The sequence below is a fragment of the Cupriavidus sp. F041 genome, from assembly GCF_057814235.1.
Map to the genome: position 1 here is coordinate 1,915,662 of NZ_JBVASY010000001.1, position 22,442 is coordinate 1,938,103.

A 22,442-nucleotide genomic window follows, 5' to 3' on the forward strand; every position below is an offset into this window, starting at 1 on the left:
GGGCATCATAAGCCCGGGCAAGGGTCTCTGGCATGGCCTGATGTAATAAAATCGTCACAATATCGGGTGTCCGGTCACGAGCCAGGCCGGCGCCGGCGGCGATCGATGCCGTGCAAGGCAAGGCCGCAATATATACGAGGAGAAATGACGAAATGACAAAGTACACACTAAATATGGGATTCCTGCCCGGCCTGCTGGCCTGCGCCGCATTGGCACTGGCTCTGGGCGCGGCTCCCGCCGCCGCTGCCTGGCCGGAAAAGCCGATCCGCCTGGTGGTGGGCTTTCCGCCGGGCGGCCCGGTCGACACCCACGCGCGCATCCTGGCCGAAAAGCTCCAGCCTATCCTGGGCCAGTCGGTGGTGCTGGACTACAAGGCCGGCGCGGCCGGCAATATCGGCTCGGACGCTGTCGCCAAGGCGGCACCGGACGGCTACACGCTATTGCTGGCAAATACCGGCCAGATGGCCATCAACGGCTCGCTTTATCCCAAGCTGCCGTACGCCATGCCCCGGGATTTCGCACCCGTGGCCCGCACCGCGCTGATTCCGCTGGTGATGGTGGTCAATAACAATGTACCGGCGCGCAACCTCAAGGAGTTCATCGCCTACGCGCGCGCCAATCCGGGCAAGCTCAATTTTGCCTCAGGTGGCAACGGCGGCATCTCGCATTTGATGCCGGAGATGTTCAAGCAGGCCTCCGGCACCTTCATCGTCCACATTCCCTACAAGGGCAGCGCCCCGGCCCTGACCGACGTGATGGGCGGCCAGGCGCAGATGATGGCCGATTCGATCCCGCTTTTCACGCAGTACATCAAGGCCGGCAAGGTGCGGGCGCTGGCGGTGACATCGAAGCACCGTTCTCCCGCGTTGCCCGATGTGCCGACCATGGAAGAGGCCGGGCTGAAGAACTTCGAGGTGGTGGGTTTCTACGGCATGCTGGCGCCGGCCGGCACGCCCAAGGACGTGGTGGCCAGGCTGTCGGGCGCGCTGCAGACGGTACTGGGCGAGGCCGACGCCCGTGCCAGGCTAGAGCAGCAAGGCGCCGAGGCGGCCTGGCAGGGCCCGGAAGCATTCGGGCAGACCATTGCCGCGGAGCAGAAGCGCTGGGGACAGGTGATCAAGACTTCGGGCGCGAAGATCGACTAAGCGCAGGTGGCCGCTCCAAGACACTACGCCGGTCAGGGTGAATGCGGTTGCGCGAATTCCGGTTTAGCATCCGGAGTTCTTTCAAGGAGCGGAAATGCATTTGTCCAACTGGCTTGTCTTTTGCGGCGTCTCGCTGTTCATGGCGTTTACGCCCGGCCCGGCGGTGCTGCTGGCGGTGTCCAATTCCGTGTCGGTGGGACCATCCCGAGCCATGCTCGGCTCCTTTGGCAATGCCGCGGGAGTGTTCATGGTGTCGGCGGTCGCCATGGCCGGCCTCGGCGTGGTGCTGACCAGTTCCGCCGCGGCATTCATCGCCTTGAAAGTGCTCGGCGCGGCTTACCTCATCTATCTCGGCGTGAAGCAGTGGCGCAGCGGCGCGAATGCGTTCGCGGTGGTCGACCGGCCCGGCCAGGCCACGGGCGTGCGTGGGTCGATGCGGCTCTTCGGCCACGGTGTGCTCGTGGCCGTGACCAATCCGAAGAGCATCCTGTTCTTCTCGGCACTGTTCCCGCAGTTCCTGACGCGCAACGCACCGGTGCTGGAGCAGTTCCTGGTATTGACCGCGACCTTCTCCGTCTGCACCTTGCTGTCGCATACCTTTTATGTGCTGGTGGCGCGAGGCATGAAGCGCGGTTTTTCCGATGTCCGCCGCGTGCGGCTGTTCAACCGTATTTCCGGTGGCGCTTTTGTCGCCCTTGGCCTGGGCATGCTCCGGCTGCGCAGCAAGGCCGCCTGAGAGACGCCCGCTACCACTGCGCAGGCGCGGTGCCCAGCCGGCCCGCCGGACGCTCCCAGTGCATCGGTGCGCCCTGCACCATGACCGGCGGCTTGATGCGTAGCGCCGGTCCCCATGCGGTTTCCTCCACGGTGTTCGCCAGATCGGCAGGCGTTTCGGCTGCCAGTATCGGCGCTTCGCCCTGCGTGGCGCTACCCGACACCAGCAGATGCGCGGTGCGCGCCAGCGATGCCCGCACTTCGCAGCCGGCGCCTGTGGCGAGGCGCTGCGCCAGACCGCGCACTGCCGCTGCCGCCATCAGGTAGCCAGTCGCGTGATCGATCGCCTGCACGGGCAGCGGCCCGGGGCGGTCCAGCCCCGCGGCGCGCATGCCCGCATCGGCAATGCCTGTGCTCATCTGCACCAGGCTGTCGAAGCCGCGCCGGCCTGCCCACGGACCGCTCCATCCATACGCATCGAGCGACACGTCTACCAGTCCCGGATTGATCTCCCTGCGCCGCTGCGCGTCCAGGCCAAGACGCGCCAGAGCCTCGCGCCGGTAGCCGTGCACGAGTACGTCGGCCTGGCTTAGCAGCCGCTCAAGTACATGCCGGTCCGCCGCGTTTTTCAGGTCGAGCCGGGCACAACGCTTGCCGGGCACGACTTCCGGAACCGTGCCGGGCTCTTCCCAGCCGGGCGGATCGATGCGGAGAACATCGGCGCCAAATCCGGCCAGGAAGCGGGTGGCGACGGGGCCGGCCAGGATCCGGGTCAGGTCCAGCACGCGAATGCCGCGCAAGGGGCGGTCCGGCGCAATGGCCCAGTCCGGCCGGTCGCCGGCGGCGCAGGTCGTCCAGTGCAAGAGCGGCTCGCTGTTGACGGCCCTTCCCTGCGGATGCGTGGCCCATTCCGCCAGCGTATGCATCGCTGCCGAACACCCGCCGTTGCCGACGATGGCGGTTTCCAGCGCGCTGGCTTCCCAGTGCGCGACGGCCCGCGCGACAGCCGCCTTGTCGGCCGGCACGCCGAGCACCGCGAGGGCGGCGTCGCGGTGATGCGGGGCGTTGGTGTGTAGCCGGATCCAGCCGTCGGCCGCCCTGTAGTCGCCAGCCACGGCATCCCATTGCGGCGGCAGTTCCCAGCCTTGCGGCCGCAGCGCAGTGCCGAACCACAGCGATGCCAGCCGCTGCTCCGCCTCGACCCGCGGCATCCGTCCGTGCGCCTGGTGGATCAATCCGGCAACGGCGAGCCCGGCGGCGCCGACTGCCGCCGTGGCCAGGGCGGTGACCGGAAAGACCGACGGCAGGTTGCCCGTACCGGTCATGGCGACGTGCTCGGGCCAGGCGGCGTCACCGTTCACGCCCTGCCAGATCTCGCGCAGGAAGTCTGTGCCTGCTTTCGCTGTGTTCCAGGCTGATGGCGGGGAATATTCGGGGTTTGGCATGACGGCTCTCGCTTGTCGTACTGTAGTGGGTCAGCGGCTAAGTGCCTTGCAGCATAGGCTCCTTGTTTTTATAGTCAATATTGATTATCTTAATCAACTAATTGCTCCTTTCCACTTGGGCCGCCATGTCCCGCTACCTGAGTTCCGCCGAAGCCGCCGCCGCGCTCGGTGTGTCCCGCCAGACGCTCTACGCCTACGTCAGCCGCGGCCTGCTGCACGCGCACGACGGGGAAACCCATCGCGAAAGCCGCTATCTCGCGGAGGACGTGGAGCGCCTGGCGGGCCAGCGCACGCGCGGCCGCAAGCCCCGCGAAGTGGCCAAGGCCACGTTGAACTGGGGTTTGCCGGTGCTGGAATCGGGGATCACCTTGATCGAGGACGGGCAGCTTTACTACCGCGGCAACAATGCCGTCGCGCTCGCTGCATCCGACACGGTGGAAGCGGTGGCGGCGCGGCTTTGGCAATGTCCTGTGGAGGCCGCCTTTGGCGCCGCGCCGCCATCGCTGCCGGCGCACCTCGCCGGGATGCAGGCGGCCTTCGCCGGCCAACGCTGCGAGGAGGCGCTGCTGCCCCTGTTCACCATCGCCAGCGAGGACGACCCCACCGCGCAGTGGCAGGCATCGCCGGAGCGGCTTGCCGCGGGCTGCGGCGTCCTGGTGCGGCTGCTGGCCGCCTGCCTGCTGGGCACGGCGCCCGCCAGCACCCCCGTGCACCGGCAGTGCGCCAGTGCCTGGCAGGTGGACGACGAGGGTGCGGCGCTGATCCGCATGGCGCTGGTGCTATGCGCCGACCATGAGCTGAACGCGTCGAGCTTCACGGCCCGCTGCGTGGCGTCCACCGGCGCCAGCCTGCGCGCTTCGGTGGTGGCTGGCCTGGCCGCGCTGACCGGCGGCCGGCACGGCGGTGCAACGGCGCGCGTGGAAGCACTCTGGGATGAGCTGGGCGACCTCCGGCCCGCCGCGAAGCTGCGCGAGCGGCTCGCCCGCGGCGAGGGCCTGCCGGGTTTTGGCCATCACCTCTATCCCGCTGGCGATATCCGGGCCATTGGCCTGTTGTCGCGGATACTCCCGCATCATCCCGAATGGCAGGCACTAATCGACGTCGCTTTTTCCCTGGTGGGGCAGCGGCCATCGATCGATTTCGCGCTGGTGGCGCTGCGCAGGCATCTGGGCCTTCCGCCCGGCGCAGCCTTCGGCCTGTTTGCGCTCGGGCGTTCGGTCGGCTGGATCGCGCATGGCCTGGAGCAGCGCTCCGATGACGAGTTGATCCGGCCGCGCGCGGCCTATGTCGGCCCGCGTCCGGCTCCGGCGTGAACGCCGCCTCCTGTCAGGCGGCAAGCTCCTCCGCGCGCTGTTGCAAGCGCCGCACCGCCTCGCGCGCCTGCGCGCCAAGCTCCGCAAGGTCGAGGCCCGGAATCGCGTCGTGCTCCGCCACCACGCGCCCGCCCACCAGCAGCGCGCGCAGCGCCGGCCGCCCGCCGCTGGCCACCGGCGCGATGGCCGGATCGTGCAAGCCGAAGCAGCGCGGGTCGTCGAGGCGGTAGACGGCAAGGTCGGCCGCCTTGCCCGGCTGCAGCGTGCCGACCGCATCCAGGCCAAGCACGGCCGCACCGCCGGCCGTGCCCCAGCGCACCACGGCCTCCACGCGTGCGGCATCGGCGCCGCCCTCATGGCTGCCCCCTTCGGCGCGCGGCAGCGCGCCGTGGCCACGCCGCGCGCGCTGCAGCAGCCAGGCGGCATGTGTTTCCGAAATCATGTCGGCCGCTTCGTTGGAGGCGGCACCGTCCACGCCGATCGACACCGGCACGCCCGCGGCTTCCAGCGCCGGGATATCGGCGATGCCGCTGCCCAGCCGGCCATTGCTCTGCGGGCAGTGCGCAATGCCCGTGCCGGTGGCGCCGAGCTGGCGGATTTCGCCGGCGCCCAGCTTGACCAGATGGGCGAACCACACATCGAGCCCCAGCCATTCGTGCTCGCCGCAGAAGGCCACCGGCGTGGTCTGGTACTTTTCCCACGCGGCGTTCTGGTACTCCACTGTCTCCGACAAATGGCTGTGCAGGCGGATGCCGAGCTGGCGCGCGGTGCGCGCGCTGGTGCGCAATTCGTCGGGCGACATCGAGTAGAGCGGCGTGGTGGGTGCCATCACCACGCGGCGCATCGCGTCCGGCGCGGCCTGGTGGTAGCGCGCGGTGAGCCGCTCGCAATCGCCCAGGAACTGGTCGAGCGTTTCGGGGCGGAGCGCCTGCGGCAGGTCGCTTTCGAGCTGCCGGGTGCGGGTTGCGCCGCCGCGGCACAGGACAAAGCGCAGTCCCAGCGCCTCGGCCTCCTCGAACAGGATGGCCGAGCTCTCGTAGGGCATGCCCGGATAATAGAGATAGTTGTGATCGGCGACGGTGCCGCAGCCGCTGCGCACCAGTTCCACCAGGCCGATGCGGGCCGCAAGCCGGAAGGACGCTTCGTCGAAGGCGGCGCGGAAGCGGTAGGGCGTGGCGCCCAGCCAGGGCGTGAGCGTCAGGTCCAGCCCCGGCGGATCGCCCTTGAGCAGCGACTGGAACAGATGATGATGGGTGTTGACCCATGCCGGGTAGATCACGCAATCCGTGGCGTCGATGACCCGCTCGCCGGGGCGCGGGTCGAGCCGGCCGATGGCTTCGATGGTGCAGCCGGCCACGCGCAGGTCCGGCCCGGCATGGCGCTCGCCCGCACCGGCAAGGCCGGTGAGGATGGCGGTGGCGTTGCGGATCAGGATGGTGGGGTTGGGCTTCATGCAAGCTCGCTTTCGTGCCAGTGGGACAGCGCCATGCGCGATATCACCACCATTGCGCCAAACAGCGCTACGCCCGTCACCGTGATCAGGAACAGGGCCGCGAACAGGCGCGGGATATTGAGGGCGAAACCCGCTTGCAGGATCTGGTAAGCCAGGCCCGCGCCGGTGCCCCCGGTGCCCGCCACGAATTCCGCCACCACCGCGCCGATCAATGCCAGCCCGCACGAAATGCGCAGCCCGCCGAAGAAGTACGGCAGCGCGCTCGGGATGCGCAGACGGCGCAGGGTGTCCCAGCGGCTCGCGCGGTTGATGCGGAACAGGTTGAGCAGCCCGGGGTTGACACTGCGCAGGCCCAGCACCGTGTTGGAGATGATGGGGAACACCGCCACCATGGTGGCGCAGATCACCAGCGCCAGCGTCGGCTCCTTGACCCAGATGATGATCAGCGGCGCGATCGCCACCACCGGTGTTACCTGCAGTAGGATGGCATAGGGAAACAGGCTGGCCTCGATCAGCCGGCTTTGCACGAACACAAAGGCCGCGGCGGTACCGGCCACCACCGCCAGCGCGAACGCCAGCATCGTGATGCGCAGCGTCACCCACAGCGAGCCGGAAAGCAGGCTCCAGTCTTCCACCAGCGCATGGCCGATGGCGGCGGGCGTGGGCACCAGGTAGGCGGGGATGGCGAGCGCCGTGCAGATGCCTTGCCACGCCAGCAATAGCAGCACGCCGACGGCAAGCGGGGCGGCCACGCGCTGTACGGCGGGGCGCGACAGTAGCGGGGGATTCATGGAGGGGCTCCTGGTTATCGCGGATGTGCGTCCGGATCGATGCCGGTGTTGGCCTGCGTGAGCAGCGCCGACAACTGCGCGCAGTACTGCATGAAGGCGGGCGAGACGCGGAAGGCTTCGTCGCGCGTCTCGGGGCCTTCGATCGTCACATCGGCGATCACCCGGCCCGGACGCGCCGCCATGACCACCACCCGGCTCGACAGGTAGACCGCCTCGTAGATGCTGTGCGTGACGAAGGCCACGGTGAGGCCGCGTTCCGCCCACAGCGCGCGCAGGTCGGCATCGAGCTTGTTGCGGGTGAACTCGTCGAGCGCGCCGAAGGGTTCGTCCATCAGCAGCAGATCGGGGTTGGTCGCCAGTGCCCGCGCGATCGACACGCGCATCTGCATGCCGCCGGACAATTCGCGCGGATAGACCGAGCCGAAGCGGCCCAGCCCCACCAGCGCCAGCGCGCGCTGGACGCGCTCGCCGGCCTCGGCGCGCGGCATGCGTGCCAGGTCCAGCGGCAGCCGCACGTTGTCGGCCACGCGCGCCCACGGCATCAGGGTGGCTTCCTGGAACACCATCGCCAGCGTGCGCCCGGCGGCATCGGTGCCGGTGGGCAGGGCGGGACTGCCCCACCAGCGCAGATGTCCCGCCGAGGGCGCTTCCAGCCCGGCAAACAGCTTGAGCAAGGTGCTCTTGCCGCAGCCGGACGGGCCCAGCAGCGAGACGAACTCGCCGGGCTTGATCGCCAGCCTGACGCGTTCCAGCGCCACGGTGCCGTTGGGGTAGGTCTTCTCGACCTGGTTGGCGAGCAGCAGGGGCGCGCCGGCATCGCGGGCGATGCCGGACACGATGCCACCGGGGCCCGGGCCTGGGGTCTGCATGGCACTGCGAAAGAGGGCGCTCATGACGGTCTCCGTATTGAGTCTGTGCGGGGCTACCCGGTTCAGGCGCGGACCACGGGAATGCGGAACGCTTCCTTCTCACCGTGCTGCGTGAACAGCGCCATCAGCATCTTGCGCATCAACAGGCCGGGCTTGTCGGACTCCATGTGGAATTCAACGCGGCGGCGCGTGTCGACGCAGGCGTCGTAGTCGGTGGCTTCCAGGATCTCGCGGTCCTCGCCGACGATGGGCGCATCCCAGTTGATCAGCTCCTGGGTCGAGCAGTCCTTCTCGCTGTCGTTGCGGTACAGCCATTGCGACAGCATCACGCTCTTGTCGTCGATCGGCGTGGCGCAGTTGTAGATGATGTGGTGGCGCCCGCTGGCCGGATAGATGCAACCAAAGCGGCGCGTGAAGGGCAGGTCCCAGCGGTTGAACATATGCCGGTGCGTGATCGGCTCGGTGGTGCCGGTAACGCGGTGGCCGGCCTCGATGTTGCGGATCGGCACCAGCGTCTCGGCCTCGAAGCCCCATTCGCGTGCCTGCAGGTTGTACTTCTCGGGCTTGGGCTGTTCGGACAGGCCGAAGTTGGCGCGGTGCACGAAGCTGAAGTGCGAGTTGTCGAAGGCGTTCTCCATCACGCGCAGCGAGCTGGTGTTCCATTTCTCGTAGAACTGGAAGATGCGGCGGTAAGCGGGATCGCCATCCTCGGGGAAATCGGGGATGGGCTGCAGCGGATCTTCCAGCGCCACCCACACGTAGCCATACTTTTCCTGCGCGTGATAGGCCAGCACCTTGGCGCCCGACGGGATGGCGTTATCCGGCGCCTGCGGAATGCGCACGCAGGCGCCGGAGCAGTTGTATTCCCAGCCGTGGTAGCCGCAGACGATGTCGCCGCGGTCGTTGACCCAGCCCTTGGAGAGACGGGCGGTGCGGTGGCAGCAGCGGTCCTGCAGGGCAGCGGGCTTGCCGTCGGCACCTTTCCACAGCACCAGGTTTTCGCCCAGCAGGGTGAAGGGCCTGGGGCCGTCGTCGAGCATGGTGATGGGCATCAGGGCGTACCAGAAGCGGCGCAGGACGGGTTGTTGAGTGACCAGCATTGCAGAATCCTTGTATGGGGGGTGATCTTCGATCTCGGACAGCGGTGCCGCGCAGCGCGTCACGGCATCAGGGCATGATCTTCAGGTCCTTCACGAACTGCGTGGTGTAGGCTTGCTTCCAGTCGGTACCGGCTTTGAGCAGGCCGGCGCCGACCATGAAGTCGCGCGTCTTTTGCCAGCGCGCATCGGTCATCACGCCGATGCCGTAGCGGGCCGCGTCGCCGCCGCCAACCATGCGGTACTCCTTGAGCTTGTCCACGCCCCAGGCGAGCTGGTCGTCCTTCATGTTCGGGTTCTCCTGCTTGATCAGCGCATTGGCAGGGGCCGGGTCCGCGAGGTAGCTCTTCCAGCCTTCCATGGTCGCCTTGACGAAGCGGGCAACGACGTCCGGCTTGTCCTTGACGGTTTTCTGCATGGTGACGATGGTGGTGCCGTAGGGCGGATAGCCATCGTCGGCAAACAGGAAGAAGCGCGTCTTGGCACCGGCCTTGCTGGCCGAGAACACCTCGGACGAGGCATAGGCCTGCTGCGCCGAATGCGGGTCGGCGAAGAAGGGCTGCAGGTTGAAGGTGTAGACGCGGGACTGGGATTCTTCGAGCTTGTACTTGCCCTTGAGCCACGGCCACCACGTGGTGCGCCCGGAGGTGGAGACCAGCACCGTGCGGGTCTTCAGGTCTGCCAGGCTCTTGACGTCCTCATGGGTCATCATGCCTTGCAGGTCGGTCTGGAAGGAGGTTGCTACCGTGGTCACGGGCACGCCTTGCTCCACGCTCTTCAACACCTGCAAGTCGTAGCCCATCAGGAAATCGGCCTGCCCGCTGGTGAGGATCTGCATGCCGTTGACCTGCGGGCCGCCCATGCGGACGGTGACATCCAGGTCGTATTTCTTGTAGATGCCCTTGGCCACGGCTTGGTAGAAGCCGCCGTGTTCGGCCTGGGCATACCAGGAAGTGAGGAAGGTCACCTTGTCGGCGGCCAGCGCGGTGGCGGGGACGGCCGCGAGCGTGATCGCGGCGCAAGCGCCGGCGATCAACAGGCGGCGCAATGGGGAGGGCGTCTTCATGGGGGCTCCTTGGCGGACAGGTGTGGGGCAAATGGGGGCGGGGGCTGCGACAGGCGGGGTGGCACCGGCGAGCGTGCGCCGCGCATGGTCATGCGCGGGCGCAACGCGAGCGGAGGGATTGCCGCGCAATGCGCCTGCGCAATGGAATAAGGGCTTGAGGATGAGGGACATCGTGGGCGCTCTCTTTTCTCTCGTCCCGGCCTTGTGACCGGATCCAAACGCCCGGATGTCTCGCCTGGCGAGGCAACTGGGCGCGCGACCAAATGGTCGCGAGAGCAATGTCCCACGCCGGTACGCGTTTGCCCGCTTGGGGAACGCGTCGGCGTTAACCGCTTCTACTCGACAGGTTGTTCAGCAAGAGCTGTGCCAATACCCACGGCAAGAGACTGCACATGCTGGCTGTCGGCGCCGGATAGCCATGGTGCATGTTGGGTCGTGCGCGGTGCGATTCATGCACCAGATCGGTGTGCGCCGCGCGCTGCCGCTTCTCAGCTGCCGGTGCTGTTCCTGACCAGCGCGCCGCAGCGGCCGACCATGGTGGTGAGGCAGCAGGCATTGCCTGACCAGTCGCCGCCGATGACCATGCCGTTGGGGCCGGCGATCAGGCGGCGCTGGCACTGGCCTGGCGTCTGCAATGGTTCGGGCGACGTGGGCGCGCGCACATCGCGCGGGCCGCTGCCCGGCGCGCGAGCCGGCGGCACTTCCTCGGTCCACAGGTAAGCGGTGCCGCCTGGCACGGCCTGCACCGCCTGCGGAGGGCCCCACTGGGCCTTGGCCTCCTCGATCGGCGCCGACTTCCAGGAAGCCAGCACGCGCTGCATGGCGGATTCTTCGACGCTCGCGCAGCCGCCCAGGGCGATGGCGGCCAATGGTGTTAGCAGGAAATGTGGCGAGGCGGCGAGACGGCGGACAGCGGACATGGCGGCTCCAGAGGGGGCAACCCCCTCTGCGCAGACTATCCCAGCGCCCCGCCACGCCGCAAGCGGCCCGGCGTCGCCTATGCGGGTTTGCCCACAGAAGGCGCCAGCACGATCTTGTCCGCGTCCGCGGACGGCTCATGCGAGCTGTCGCCGCCACCGGCCTGGCCAAGATCCATGCCCCTGGTTTCCGGCAGCAGCAAGGCGGCGCCCATCACCATCATGTAGCCCACGCCGGCGACGATGGCGATGGCCAGCGGCAGCGAGGTACGGCCGGTGCTCAGCCATCCCACCGTCAGCGGGAAGAGCGAACCGATCACGCGCCCTATGTTGTACGACACGCCATAGCCCGTGGCGCGGATGTCGTTGGGATAAGACTCCGAGATGGTGGCGCCGATGCCGGCGAACACGCCCTGCATCAGCACGCCGAGCGGGAAACCCAGGAACAGCATCGACGTGTTCGAAACCGGGATCACCATATAGACCAGCGCCATGACGAAGGCGCCCGCGGCAAAGGCGATGTAGGTCAGGCGGCGGCCCCAACGGTCGGTGGCATAGGCGCCAGCCACATAACCGACCAGGGAGCCAAAGATGGTCATCGCCAGGTAGGAACTCGTGCCAAACACGGAAAGCCCGCGCTCGGTCTTGAGGAACGTTGGCAGCCAGGTGGCAATCGCATAGTAGGCGCCGAGCATGCCGCCCGACAACAGGCTGCACAGCAGCGTCTTGCCCAGCAACGGCCGGCGGCCCAGGCGCGCCAGCTGCTGCCATGCGGAAGGGGCATCGGCCGCACCGCCCGCGGCGCGTTCGGCCTGGCTCTTGATGAAGACCTCCGGCTCTTCCAGGTTGCGGCGCAGGTAGATCACCACCAGCGCCGGCAGGATGCCCAGGAAGAAACAGACGCGCCAGGCGGTTTCAGCCGGGAACAGGCTGAAGGTGATGGCGTAGGCAATGGCCGCCGCGCCCCAGCCGAAGGAATAGCTGCTGGCGGTGAAGCCGGAATACTTGCCGCGGTGCGCGGGGTTGCGGATCATCTCCGTCACCAGCACCATGCACAGAGAGGACTCGCCACCAAAGCCCAGGCCTTGCAGCATCCGGAAGACCAGCAACTGCTCGGGCGTGCTGGCCAGTCCGCACAGGAAGCAGGCCACGGCGAACACCACGATGGTCCAGCGCAGCACGCGCACCCGGCCGTAGCGGTCGGCCAGGATGCCCGCACCGATGGCGCCCACCAGCGAAGACACCAGGGTCCACGTGACGATGGCACCGGCGGTCGACTTGCTCATGCCCCACTGGGTCAGCAGGGTCGAAATCAGGAAGGAGTAGATCATGAAGTCGAACACGTCGACCGCATGACCGAGGAACGCGCCGTAAAAGCCCTTGCGCTCCATTGTCGATAAATCCTTGAACCAGGCGAACATGATCTCTCCTTCGAATCGTTTCGAATTGGGGGGGCGGTGCGCTGTTTTTGTTATCGCGCCGAGGCGCCTGGCACCTTGAGGGACTGGACCGGCGGCGGCCGGAAGGCAAAACCCGCTGCTTCGAGCAACTGGGCAAAACGCAGCGAGGTCAGGTCGGCGAAGCGTCCGGCGACGATCTGCACCCCCACCGGCAGGCCGCCGCGGCCCGGGCCGACCGGTGCCACCGTCGAGGGCAGGCCGCACAGGCCGGAGTGCCCGGCCCAGAACAACTGGCTGGTGAGCGGTTGCGCCCGGCCGTTGACCTGGAGCGTGCGCTGCCACGGCTCGCCCGCTTCGTCCAGGGCAAAGGCCGTGGTGGCAGCGGCCGGACAGAGCAGCACGTCTACTTTGCCGAAGAAACGTTGCCAAGACTGTGCGAAGGTGGCCCGAGCCTGCTGCAGCTGAAGCCATTGCCGATGCCGGATGCCGGCGCCGGTGAATTGCAGCGTCGCATAGCTATGGTCTTCGGGCGCGGCGCCGGCGGCGTGGGCCAGCGCGGTTTCGAAGCTGGTGTCATCCATATGGATCGACGTCGTCGCCCGCAGCATCAGCACATAGGTGTGCCACAGGGCTGCGGCATCGAAGTCCGGGCGGGCATTCCACCGTACCTGCGCGCCCTGGCTCTCCAGCCAGCGTCCCAGGCTTTCGATCTCGTCGCTGACTTCCGTGTCAGCCTCGCAAAGCGGATGGCTGGGTAGCACGGCGACGCGGAAGTCGGCCAGCATGTGCTTGTCACAGGGTGGCAACGCCAGGCGATAGGCCAGTGCGTCGCTGCCGTCCGGCCCCGCGAGTGCGTGCAGCAGCAGTTCGAGATCCCGCGCGCTGCGCGCGACCGGGCCCGCCACGTTGATCTCCTGCTCACCATAGCCGTGGCCGATGCCGTGGCCGCGTAGCGGCACCAGCCCGTGGCTGCTCTTGTGGGAAAACACGCCGCAGTAATGCGCCGGGTTTCGCAGCGAGGAGCCGATGTCGGAGCCCACGTCGAAGAAGCTCATGCCAGCGCAGACCGCCGCGGCGCTGCCGCCGGACGAGCCACCGGGAGTGCGGCCCGGATCATGCGGGTTGCGGGTGGTGCCGTAGATGGCGTTGTAGCTTTGCCAGTCGCGCAGCCCGATCGGCACATTGGTCTTGCCCAGCAGTACGGCGCCGGCCGCGCGCAAACGCTCGACGACAGCCGAGTCGTTGGCCGCGATGTTGCCGCGCTGGGCCGGGCTGCCGCATGTGGTGGGCCAGCCGGCTACGTCGAAGGACTCCTTGATGGAGAAGGGGATGCCGTCCAGATCGCCAAGCGGCGCCCCACGGCGGCGGCGCTCGTCGCTGGCCTTGGCCGCGGCGCGGGCGTTGGGGAAATCCGCCAGGACGATGGCGTTGATCTCGTGGTGCGAGGCGGTGTAGGCGGCTTCGCACCAGTTCACCAGGTCTTGCGCGCTGGCATGGCCTTTGGCCAGTAGCTCGGCGGCTTCCCATAAGGGCAGGAAACACCCTTCTGGCTGCTGGGCATCGGTCGTTGGAATATCTTGCCGCGTCACGCTGGCGCTCCGTCTTGTGGGGTCCCTTGCCAACGAGGCACGGTATTGGGGGCTGTCGGGATTTCGCGAATTCGGTATACTATATTCATTTATTTGCAGAGGGCAAGGCAAATATTCAGACGGCCACGAACCGCCGCTTTCTGGTGCAATGCAACAGAAAATGGCACAAATTCGGGGTTGGAAAGCGAATCTGCGCGGAGGGGCCGCACCTAGATAGGGCGCATTTTTTACGATTTTGGTATACCGTTTTGGCTTGAGCGGCTTGAGGATAGCCGGCCTGGAGCACTACCGCTGTTCGAGCAACGCCTTCAATGCGGCAAGGTCGCGCCGGACCCACTCCGCGTCCGCTTGCAGTTGGGCATCGCTGACGCCTGGACTGCGCAGCAAGGTGAACAGCAGGGTGGCCCCGCCGCCATTGGCGATCACGCGCATCGGGATATAGATTTCCTCGCCCTGCGCCGGCTGCACATAGTGGTCGGCGACGCCATAGGGGTTGGGGGGCGTGAACCGGACCTGCATTGGGCCTTGGGGCGTGAGCGTTGACCAGCTGCCATCCGCCTGCTGCGACAGTTCCCCTAGCCCGCTGGCCCAGCGGGGATAGTTCTCGGGGACCGCAAGGAAGGCGGAGACGGTGGCGGCAGGCAGATCGATATCGATGCCGAGGCTGAGATAGTCGCTTTGCTTGGCCATGGTCTCGCTCCGCCGTGGGGTACTGCTAGTGCTCGAAGAAGGACAGGGTTTGCTGGTCCGGGCTGGATAGCCGGCGCCGGCGTGTGCCGGTTGGGGATGCGGGGGCTGTCCGCTGCGTTTCGCGCCGCGGCATCGAGGGCGCCTGAAGTTCAAATTGCCGGACGTTTCCCAGCGGCACGGCGCTGGCCAGCAAAGCCGCCAGCCTGGGCGCCAGGATCTGGTAGGTGTCCAGGTCGAAGCGCGCGGGCACGCACAACAGGCCGGCCGCTTCATCCAGCGTGGACACGGTGCCCAGGTAGCACCAGTCCTCGAGCACATGCCACCACGCCTTGGCGCCATCCTGCTCGCGCCACGCCACGGCACCCGCGAAAGGCCAGGGCCGCAGCGACAGGTCCGCCAGGGCCGCCACGGCACGTTCGCGGTGCGACGCCAGCGATTCGTCACCCGTGCAAGCCCCCAGGCAACGGTGCAGCTGGCGCGCGAAGCAGGGCAGGCCCCGCCGCACCGTCTTTTCCAGGGTGAGCGCGGCCTGGCAGAGCTGATGGGTTTGCGCCAGTTCGGCCAGGCGCGCCTCGGCGCTCGCCCGGCTGGGAAAGGCGCCATATAAGTTAGGGTGCCGGCTGAAATCCGTGTCGCGATCCGAGCGCAGCATAGGCGCGCTCAGCCCGGGTGCCAGTTCCCAGGAAAACAACCCTGCATTCTGCCGCAGCATCTGGTTGTGCAGTGGTTGCAGCGTCTTGATCAGGTGCGCTTCCAGCAGCAGCGCTCCCGCCTCGCCCCCGGTCTCCCGCCATTCGACCCGGCGCACCGCGCGCGCCAGCCGCATTTCCAGGGCGGCGCGATGATCGCCGGAAAAGTGTGCGCCGATGCGCTGGCGCAGGTGGATGCTCTTCCCTATATAGAGAGGCATATCCTGGTCGCCGTAGAAGAGATACACACCGGCGGTATCGGGCACGTCGTCCAGGGCGGTTTCCTCGAGGCCGGCGGGAAGGCTTGCGCGCTTGACCAGGGACCGCACCGCCGATTCGACCAGATCGACCGTATAGAGCTCGTGGATTTTCTGCCAGAACTGCCACAGCAGTTCGGCATCGGCCAGGGCCCGGTGCCGGCCCTTGGGCTGCAATTGGAACCGGGCGATCAAGGCATCCAGGCCGTGCCGCGCCACTGAGGGAAACAGCGAGCGCGAGAGGCGCACGGTGCACAATACGTCTGCGCGGAACGTCACGCCAACGCGGCGGAATTCATTCTTGAGAAAGCCATAATCGAAGCGTGCGTTATGGGCGACGAAGAGCTTGCCCTGCAGCCGCTCCGCCAGGCTCTCCGCCAGCGACTCGAAGCTTGGCTTGCCGCGCACCATGGCGTCGGTGATACCCGTCAGTTGCTGGATGAAGGGTGGGATGCCGATCCCGGGATCGACCAGGGTATCCCATTCGACAATACCGTCCGGCCCCACTTCCACCACGCCGATCTCGGTGATGCGGTCCCGGGTGGCGTCGGCGCCGGTTGTTTCCAGGTCGACAAAGACGATGGGGCGGGAGAGTGCGTCGGCCAGCGCTTGCGCATCCAGGTGCCGGGACGTGTTGACCCGCTGGCGCGAGGGCTGGTAGATGGGGAGGTCAGGCATCCGTTGATTCTAATAGATAGCAGCCACGTGGAAGCTGCCCCGCGCCGGGGTTCGGCAGCCGGCTTCATCACCGCGTCACAAACCGCTCTGAAGAAATTTCAGAAAACGCTTGCCATGGCCGAGGGGCTCCCTTAAGATTCGCCCCCTCGCAACACAACTACCGCGCTGCAAAGCAGGCGGGGCAAGGGTTGCGGGGTTGGCAGAGGTGGTTGGCGGCGCGAAAGGCGCAGCGAACGGAAGTAAAAAAACCTGTTGACGAAACGCTGATTGCTCTTCATAATCTCGTTTCTCTGCTGCAGAAAACGCAGCGACGCGGTAAGCAAAGCGAACCGCGGCCAGTTCTTTAACAAACAAACAACCGATAAGTGTGGGCGCTTGATAGCGGATGCGGAAGACTTCGGTCTTTTAGCTTACAAGTTATAAAGTGCTCGCACAGTAAAACATGTTGGTTATGTTCGGGGTGCAAATCACGGATGTAGCCAGTCAGTTTTCTGAGAGTGAGCGACCGCTCGAAAGAGCGAGGTTTCAGCAGGTAACTGCGCGGAACCACACAGGTATTAAACTGAAGAGTTTGATCCTGGCTCAGATTGAACGCTGGCGGCATGCCTTACACATGCAAGTCGAACGGCAGCACGGGAGCAATCCTGGTGGCGAGTGGCGAACGGGTGAGTAATACATCGGAACGTGCCCTGTCGTGGGGGATAACTAGTCGAAAGATTAGCTAATACCGCATACGACCTGAGGGTGAAAGCGGGGGACCGTAAGGCCTCGCGCGATAGGAGCGGCCGATGTCTGATTAGCTAGTTGGTGGGGTAAAGGCCCACCAAGGCGACGATCAGTAGCTGGTCTGAGAGGACGATCAGCCACACTGGGACTGAGACACGGCCCAGACTCCTACGGGAGGCAGCAGTGGGGAATTTTGGACAATGGGGGCAACCCTGATCCAGCAATGCCGCGTGTGTGAAGAAGGCCTTCGGGTTGTAAAGCACTTTTGTCCGGAAAGAAATCCCTTGCTCTAATACAGCGGGGGGATGACGGTACCGGAAGAATAAGCACCGGCTAACTACGTGCCAGCAGCCGCGGTAATACGTAGGGTGCGAGCGTTAATCGGAATTACTGGGCGTAAAGCGTGCGCAGGCGGTTTTGTAAGACAGGCGTGAAATCCCCGAGCTCAACTTGGGAATGGCGCTTGTGACTGCAAGGCTAGAGTATGTCAGAGGGGGGTAGAATTCCACGTGTAGCAGTGAAATGCGTAGAGATGTGGAGGAATACCGATGGCGAAGGCAGCCCCCTGGGACGTCACTGACGCTCATGCACGAAAGCGTGGGGAGCAAACAGGATTAGATACCCTGGTAGTCCACGCCCTAAACGATGTCAACTAGTTGTTGGGGATTCATTTCTTCAGTAACGTAGCTAACGCGTGAAGTTGACCGCCTGGGGAGTACGGTCGCAAGATTAAAACTCAAAGGAATTGACGGGGACCCGCACAAGCGGTGGATGATGTGGATTAATTCGATGCAACGCGAAAAACCTTACCTACCCTTGACATGCCACTAACGAAGCAGAGATGCATCAGGTGCCCGAAAGGGAAAGTGGACACAGGTGCTGCATGGCTGTCGTCAGCTCGTGTCGTGAGATGTTGGGTTAAGTCCCGCAACGAGCGCAACCCTTGTCTTTAGTTGCTACGCAAGAGCACTCTAGAGAGACTGCCGGTGACAAACCGGAGGAAGGTGGGGATGACGTCAAGTCCTCATGGCCCTTATGGGTAGGGCTTCACACGTCATACAATGGTGCGTACAGAGGGTTGCCAACCCGCGAGGGGGAGCTAATCCCAGAAAACGCATCGTAGTCCGGATCGTAGTCTGCAACTCGACTACGTGAAGCTGGAATCGCTAGTAATCGCGGATCAGCATGCCGCGGTGAATACGTTCCCGGGTCTTGTACACACCGCCCGTCACACCATGGGAGTGGGTTTTGCCAGAAGTAGTTAGCCTAACCGCAAGGGGGGCGATTACCACGGCAGGGTTCATGACTGGGGTGAAGTCGTAACAAGGTAGCCGTATCGGAAGGTGCGGCTGGATCACCTCCTTTCAAGAGCGTGCATCTAAAGTCGAGCGTTCACACTTATCGGTTTGTTTGCTGTTACAGCCAAGGGTCTGTAGCTCAGGTGGTTAGAGCACCGTCTTGATAAGGCGGGGGTCGTAGGTTCAAGTCCTACCAGACCCACCAAGTTACGGATGGTGGTTCGACGCTGAACCTCCGGACAGAAGTACATGGGGGATTAGCTCAGCTGGGAGAGCACCTGCTTTGCAAGCAGGGGGTCGTCGGTTCGATCCCGTCATCCTCCACCATTTACCGCGCACTTCGGTGTGCACCTTGGATTGGTCGTCAAAGGCAAGCGCTTAGGATTGAGCGTTTGCCTTTGGCCTTGGCCAAGACGTTGCGAGACCAAGTTTCGCACGGCTGTTCTTTAACAATATGGGATGTAGTAAAGGTGTCGTGAGCGTTGATGAGACGCTGAAGTAACACACGATACCGGGTTGTGATTGTATCAACCAAAATGTATTTAAGTGATCGAAAGATGACTTGGAATACGGCACAAATGCGAGAACTCATCCTGTAGCGAGCACGGCTTGAACGCAAGTTTGAGACACACTCGTTATAGGGTCAAGCGAACAAGTGCATGTGGTGGATGCCTTGGCGATCACAGGCGATGAAGGACGCGGTAGCCTGCGAAAAGCTTCGGGGAGCTGGCAAACAAGCTTTGATCCGGAGATGTCCGAATGGGGAAACCCGGCCCGAATGGGTCATCCCTGACTGAATACATAGGTCAGGGAAGCGAACGCGGCGAACTGAAACATCTAAGTAGCTGCAGGAACAGAAATCAACCGAGATTCCCAAAGTAGTGGCGAACGAAATGGGAAGAGCCTTGTACTCTTTAGCAGCATTGTTAGCAGAACGGGATGGAAAGCCCGGCCGTAGCAGGTGATAGCCCTGTATGCGAAAACAGCGTTGTGGAACTAGGTGTACGACAAGTAGGGCGGGACACGTGAAATCCTGTCTGAAGATGGGGGGACCATCCTCCAAGGCTAAATACTCGTGATCGACCGATAGTGAACCAGTACCGTGAGGGAAAGGCGAAAAGAACCCCGGGAGGGGAGTGAAATAGATCCTGAAACCGCATGCATACAAACAGTCGGAGCCTGGAAACGGGTGACGGCGTACCTTTTGTATAATGGGTCAGCGACTTACATTCAGTGGCAAGCTTAACCGATTAGGGAAGGCGTAGCGAAAGCGAGTCCGAATAGGGCGTTCAGTCGCTGGGTGTAGACCCGAAACCAGACGATCTATCCATGGCCAGGTTGAAGGTGCGGTAACACGTACTGGAGGACCGAACCCACTAACGTTGAAAAGTTAGGGGATGAGCTGTGGATAGGGGTGAAAGGCTAAACAAGTCTGGAAATAGCTGGTTCTCTCCGAAAACTATTTAGGTAGTGCCTCGTGTCTCACCTTCGGGGGTAGAGCACTGTCATGGTTGGGGGGTCTATTGCTGATTACCCCGCCATAGCAAACTCCGAATACCGAAGAGTGCAATCACGGGAGACAGACATCGGGTGCTAACGTCCGGTGTCAAGAGGGAAACAACCCAGACCGCCAGCTAAGGTCCCTAAGATTGGCTAAGTGGGAAACGAAGTGGGAAGGCTAAAACAGTCAGGAGGTTGGCTTAGAAGCAGCCACCCTTTAAAGAAAGCGTAATAGCTCACTGATCGAGTCGTCCTGCGCGGAAGATGTAACGGGGCTAAGCCAGTCACCGAAGCTGCGGATGCACGTAAGTGCATGGTAGGAGAGCGTTCTGTAAGCCTGTGAAGGTGTCTTGTAAAGGATGCTGGAGGTATCAGAAGTGCGAATGCTGACATGAGTAGCGATAAAGGGGGTGAAAAGCCCCCTCGCCGTAAGCCCAAGGTTTCCTACGCAACGTTCATCGGCGTAGGGTGAGTCGGCCCCTAAGGCGAGGCAGAGATGCGTAGCTGATGGGAAGCAGGTTAATATTCCTGCACCGTCGTATGATGCGATGGGGGGACGGATCGCGGAAGGTTGTCCGGGTGTTGGAAGTCCCGGTCCCTGTATTGGAGAAGGCGCTTAGGCAAATCCGGGCGCGGAATTCAAGGATATGGGGCGAGCGGCCTAGTGCTGCGAAGCAATTGGAAGTGGTTCCAAGAAAAGCCTCTAAGCTTCAGTCATACGAGACCGTACCGCAAACCGACACAGGTGGGCGAGATGAGTATTCTAAGGCGCTTGAGAGAACTCGGGAGAAGGAACTCGGCAAATTGGTACCGTAACTTCGGGATAAGGTACGCCCTTGTAGCTTGACTGGCCTGCGCCAGGAGGGTGAAGGGGTTGCAATAAAATGGTGGCTGCGACTGTTTAATAAAAACACAGCACTCTGCAAACACGAAAGTGGACGTATAGGGTGTGACGCCTGCCCGGTGCCGGAAGATTAAATGATGGGGTGCAAGCTCTTGATTGAAGTCCCGGTAAACGGCGGCCGTAACTATAACGGTCCTAAGGTAGCGAAATTCCTTGTCGGGTAAGTTCCGACCTGCACGAATGGCGTAACGATGGCCACACTGTCTCCTCCCGAGACTCAGCGAAGTTGAAGTGTTTGTGATGATGCAATCTCCCCGCGGCTAGACGGAAAGACCCCATGAACCTTTACTGTAGCTTTGCATTGGACTTTGAACCGATCTGTGTAGGATAGGTGGGAGGCTTTGAAGCGTGGACGCTAGTCTGCGTGGAGCCGACCTTGAAATACCACCCTGGTTTGTTTGAGGTTCTAACCTTGGCCCGTGAATCCGGGTCGGGGACAGTGCATGGTAGGCAGTTTGACTGGGGCGGTCTCCTCCCAAAGTGTAACGGAGGAGTTCGAAGGTACGCTTGGTACGGTCGGACATCGTACCTAAAGTGCAATGGCAAAAGCGTGCTTAACTGCGAGACCGACAAGTCGAGCAGGTGCGAAAGCAGGACATAGTGATCCGGTGGTTCTGAATGGAAGGGCCATCGCTCAACGGATAAAAGGTACTCTGGGGATAACAGGCTGATACCGCCCAAGAGTTCATATCGACGGCGGTGTTTGGCACCTCGATGTCGGCTCATCTCATCCTGGGGCTGTAGCCGGTCCCAAGGGTATGGCTGTTCGCCATTTAAAGAGGTACGTGAGCTGGGTTTAAAACGTCGTGAGACAGTTTGGTCCCTATCTGCCGTGGGCGTTGGAATCTTGACGGGGGCTGCTCCTAGTACGAGAGGACCGGAGTGGACGTACCGCTGGTGTACCTGTTGTCTCGCCAGAGGCATCGCAGGGTAGCTATGTACGGAAGAGATAACCGCTGAAAGCATCTAAGCGGGAAACTCGCCTGAAGATGAGGATTCCCTGGAGCCTTGAGCTCCTTGAAGGGTCGTTCGAGACCAGGACGTTGATAGGCTGGGTGTGGAAGCGCAGTAATGCGTTAAGCTAACCAGTACTAATTGCCCGTAAGGCTTGATCCTATAACCAGTGTGTTTCTGCTGGTTGAGTATCGCGTGCCGCTGCAGCAGCAACAAGCAGCTTGGCCGATACGCACAACCTCTACTACATCCCTATTCGCTGCGTTGACTCAACCTCAACGCGGCCACCGTTTATGCCTGGTGACCATAGCGAGTTGGAACCACCCCTTCCCATCCCGAACAGGACCGTGAAACGACTCCACGCCGATGATAGTGCGGATACCCGTGTGAAAGTAGGTAATCGCCAGGCTCTCCCTTGAAACCCCCCAGTACGAAAGTACTGGGGGGTTTTGCTTTTGGGGCTTCGTTTACGCTGATCGGTTCACTGTGACCTGATCCTTTGCGCCGGGCGTCAGCAGCACGCATAATCACTGTTCCGGCTGCCTTTGCGCGTCGCCCCTCTTCCCTCTTAAATCATCCGAATGCCAGCCGACGGCGAAGCCTCGTGGTTTCTTTACCTGCTCGAATGCGAGGGCAACACGATCTACACCGGTATCACAACGGATGTCGAACGGCGTTTTGCGCAACATCAGGCAGGAACGGGTGCTAAATATACGCGATCGCGCAAGCCCATCAGGATCCTGGGCTGGCAGCGCTTTGATAACCGCTCCGAAGCTTCAAAAGCCGAGGCGGCGGCGAAGAAGATGACTTCCGCACAAAAGCGGGTATTTTGCGTGCAGTTGACGGAAGAAGTGGCCCAGGCTCCTGGTGTCGATCCTGTTTGAGCTTTACCCCCGTACCTTTGTCCACCGCCTACCGGCGGCACCCTTCTTGCTCCCGACAGTGCC

The 22,442-nt window shown here is 63.6% G+C and carries 15 protein-coding genes, 2 tRNA genes and 3 rRNA genes; 9 read left to right on the plus strand and 11 right to left on the minus strand.

What is annotated here, in order from left to right; genetic code table 11:
* Positions 1-152 precede the first annotated feature (152 nt).
* The gene (locus tag ACZY0R_RS08660; RefSeq protein WP_488858010.1) at positions 153-1,145 is read left to right on the plus strand and encodes a Bug family tripartite tricarboxylate transporter substrate binding protein; all 993 of its coding nucleotides are present in this window, start codon (positions 153-155) and stop codon (positions 1,143-1,145) included.
* 94 nt (positions 1,146-1,239) lie between these two features.
* Positions 1,240-1,881 carry a LysE family translocator gene (locus ACZY0R_RS08665; protein ID WP_488858011.1) on the plus strand — a complete coding sequence of 214 codons (642 nt, stop codon included), beginning with the start codon at positions 1,240-1,242 and terminating at the stop codon, positions 1,879-1,881.
* Positions 1,882-1,891: 10 nt separating this feature from the next.
* Here ACZY0R_RS08665 and ACZY0R_RS08670 read toward each other — a convergent pair whose 3' ends face one another.
* Positions 1,892-3,304, minus strand: coding sequence for a CoA transferase (locus tag ACZY0R_RS08670; RefSeq protein ID WP_488858012.1), 1,413 nt, complete (start codon positions 3,302-3,304; stop codon positions 1,892-1,894).
* A gap of 125 nt (positions 3,305-3,429) precedes the next feature.
* On the opposite strand from ACZY0R_RS08670, the gene ACZY0R_RS08675 reads away from it, so the two are divergent.
* Positions 3,430-4,617, plus strand: a complete 1,188-nt coding sequence (locus ACZY0R_RS08675) for a citrate synthase family protein (RefSeq protein WP_488858013.1) — start codon at positions 3,430-3,432, stop codon at positions 4,615-4,617.
* Between the two features lie 13 nt (positions 4,618-4,630).
* Here ACZY0R_RS08675 and ACZY0R_RS08680 read toward each other — a convergent pair whose 3' ends face one another.
* From ACZY0R_RS08680 to ACZY0R_RS08725, 10 genes are all read right to left on the minus strand, one after another.
* The gene (locus ACZY0R_RS08680; RefSeq protein ID WP_488858014.1) at positions 4,631-6,070 is read right to left on the minus strand and encodes an amidohydrolase family protein; all 1,440 of its coding nucleotides are present in this window, start codon (positions 6,068-6,070) and stop codon (positions 4,631-4,633) included.
* Positions 6,067-6,861: an ABC transporter permease gene (locus tag ACZY0R_RS08685; RefSeq protein WP_488858015.1), complete on the minus strand. Its 795-nt coding sequence runs from the start codon at positions 6,859-6,861 to the stop codon at positions 6,067-6,069. Before ACZY0R_RS08685 ends, ACZY0R_RS08680 begins: the two co-directional genes overlap by 4 nt.
* A 14-nt stretch (positions 6,862-6,875) precedes the next feature.
* Positions 6,876-7,730: an ABC transporter ATP-binding protein gene (locus ACZY0R_RS08690; protein WP_488859592.1), complete on the minus strand. Its 855-nt coding sequence runs from the start codon at positions 7,728-7,730 to the stop codon at positions 6,876-6,878.
* A 62-nt stretch (positions 7,731-7,792) separates the two neighbouring features.
* The gene (locus ACZY0R_RS08695) at positions 7,793-8,830 is read right to left on the minus strand and encodes an aromatic ring-hydroxylating dioxygenase subunit alpha (protein WP_488858016.1); all 1,038 of its coding nucleotides are present in this window, start codon (positions 8,828-8,830) and stop codon (positions 7,793-7,795) included.
* 67 nt (positions 8,831-8,897) lie between these two features.
* The gene (locus tag ACZY0R_RS08700; protein WP_488858017.1) at positions 8,898-9,893 is read right to left on the minus strand and encodes an ABC transporter substrate-binding protein; all 996 of its coding nucleotides are present in this window, start codon (positions 9,891-9,893) and stop codon (positions 8,898-8,900) included.
* Positions 9,894-10,381: 488 nt separating this feature from the next.
* Complete coding sequence (locus ACZY0R_RS08705; protein WP_488858018.1) at positions 10,382-10,813, minus strand: hypothetical protein; 432 nt, start codon at positions 10,811-10,813, stop codon at positions 10,382-10,384.
* A 77-nt stretch (positions 10,814-10,890) separates the two neighbouring features.
* Positions 10,891-12,231, minus strand: a complete 1,341-nt coding sequence (locus tag ACZY0R_RS08710; RefSeq protein ID WP_488858019.1) for an MFS transporter — start codon at positions 12,229-12,231, stop codon at positions 10,891-10,893.
* A gap of 50 nt (positions 12,232-12,281) precedes the next feature.
* Positions 12,282-13,799 (minus strand): amidase, encoded by a 1,518-nt coding sequence (locus ACZY0R_RS08715; RefSeq protein WP_488858020.1) that lies wholly within the window; start codon positions 13,797-13,799, stop codon positions 12,282-12,284.
* Positions 13,800-14,084: 285 nt separating this feature from the next.
* Positions 14,085-14,489 carry an SRPBCC family protein gene (locus tag ACZY0R_RS08720; protein ID WP_488858021.1) on the minus strand — a complete coding sequence of 135 codons (405 nt, stop codon included), beginning with the start codon at positions 14,487-14,489 and terminating at the stop codon, positions 14,085-14,087.
* Positions 14,490-14,514: 25 nt separating this feature from the next.
* Positions 14,515-16,113, minus strand: a complete 1,599-nt coding sequence (locus tag ACZY0R_RS08725; protein ID WP_488858022.1) for an exonuclease domain-containing protein — start codon at positions 16,111-16,113, stop codon at positions 14,515-14,517.
* Positions 16,114-16,672: 559 nt separating this feature from the next.
* On the opposite strand from ACZY0R_RS08725, the gene ACZY0R_RS08730 reads away from it, so the two are divergent.
* From ACZY0R_RS08730 to ACZY0R_RS08755, 6 genes are all read left to right on the plus strand, one after another.
* Positions 16,673-18,204, plus strand: a 16S ribosomal RNA gene (locus ACZY0R_RS08730).
* A gap of 61 nt (positions 18,205-18,265) precedes the next feature.
* Positions 18,266-18,342: transfer RNA gene (locus ACZY0R_RS08735), tRNA-Ile, on the plus strand.
* 46 nt (positions 18,343-18,388) lie between these two features.
* Positions 18,389-18,464 (plus strand) — tRNA-Ala (locus ACZY0R_RS08740).
* Positions 18,465-18,778: 314 nt separating this feature from the next.
* Positions 18,779-21,657, plus strand: a 23S ribosomal RNA gene (locus tag ACZY0R_RS08745).
* A 134-nt stretch (positions 21,658-21,791) separates the two neighbouring features.
* Positions 21,792-21,904, plus strand: a 5S ribosomal RNA gene (rrf, locus tag ACZY0R_RS08750).
* Together the 16S, 23S and 5S rRNA genes with 2 tRNA genes alongside form the textbook arrangement of a ribosomal RNA operon.
* A 172-nt stretch (positions 21,905-22,076) precedes the next feature.
* Positions 22,077-22,379 (plus strand): GIY-YIG nuclease family protein, encoded by a 303-nt coding sequence (locus ACZY0R_RS08755; RefSeq protein WP_488858023.1) that lies wholly within the window; start codon positions 22,077-22,079, stop codon positions 22,377-22,379.
* The last annotated feature ends 63 nt before the right edge of the window (positions 22,380-22,442 follow it).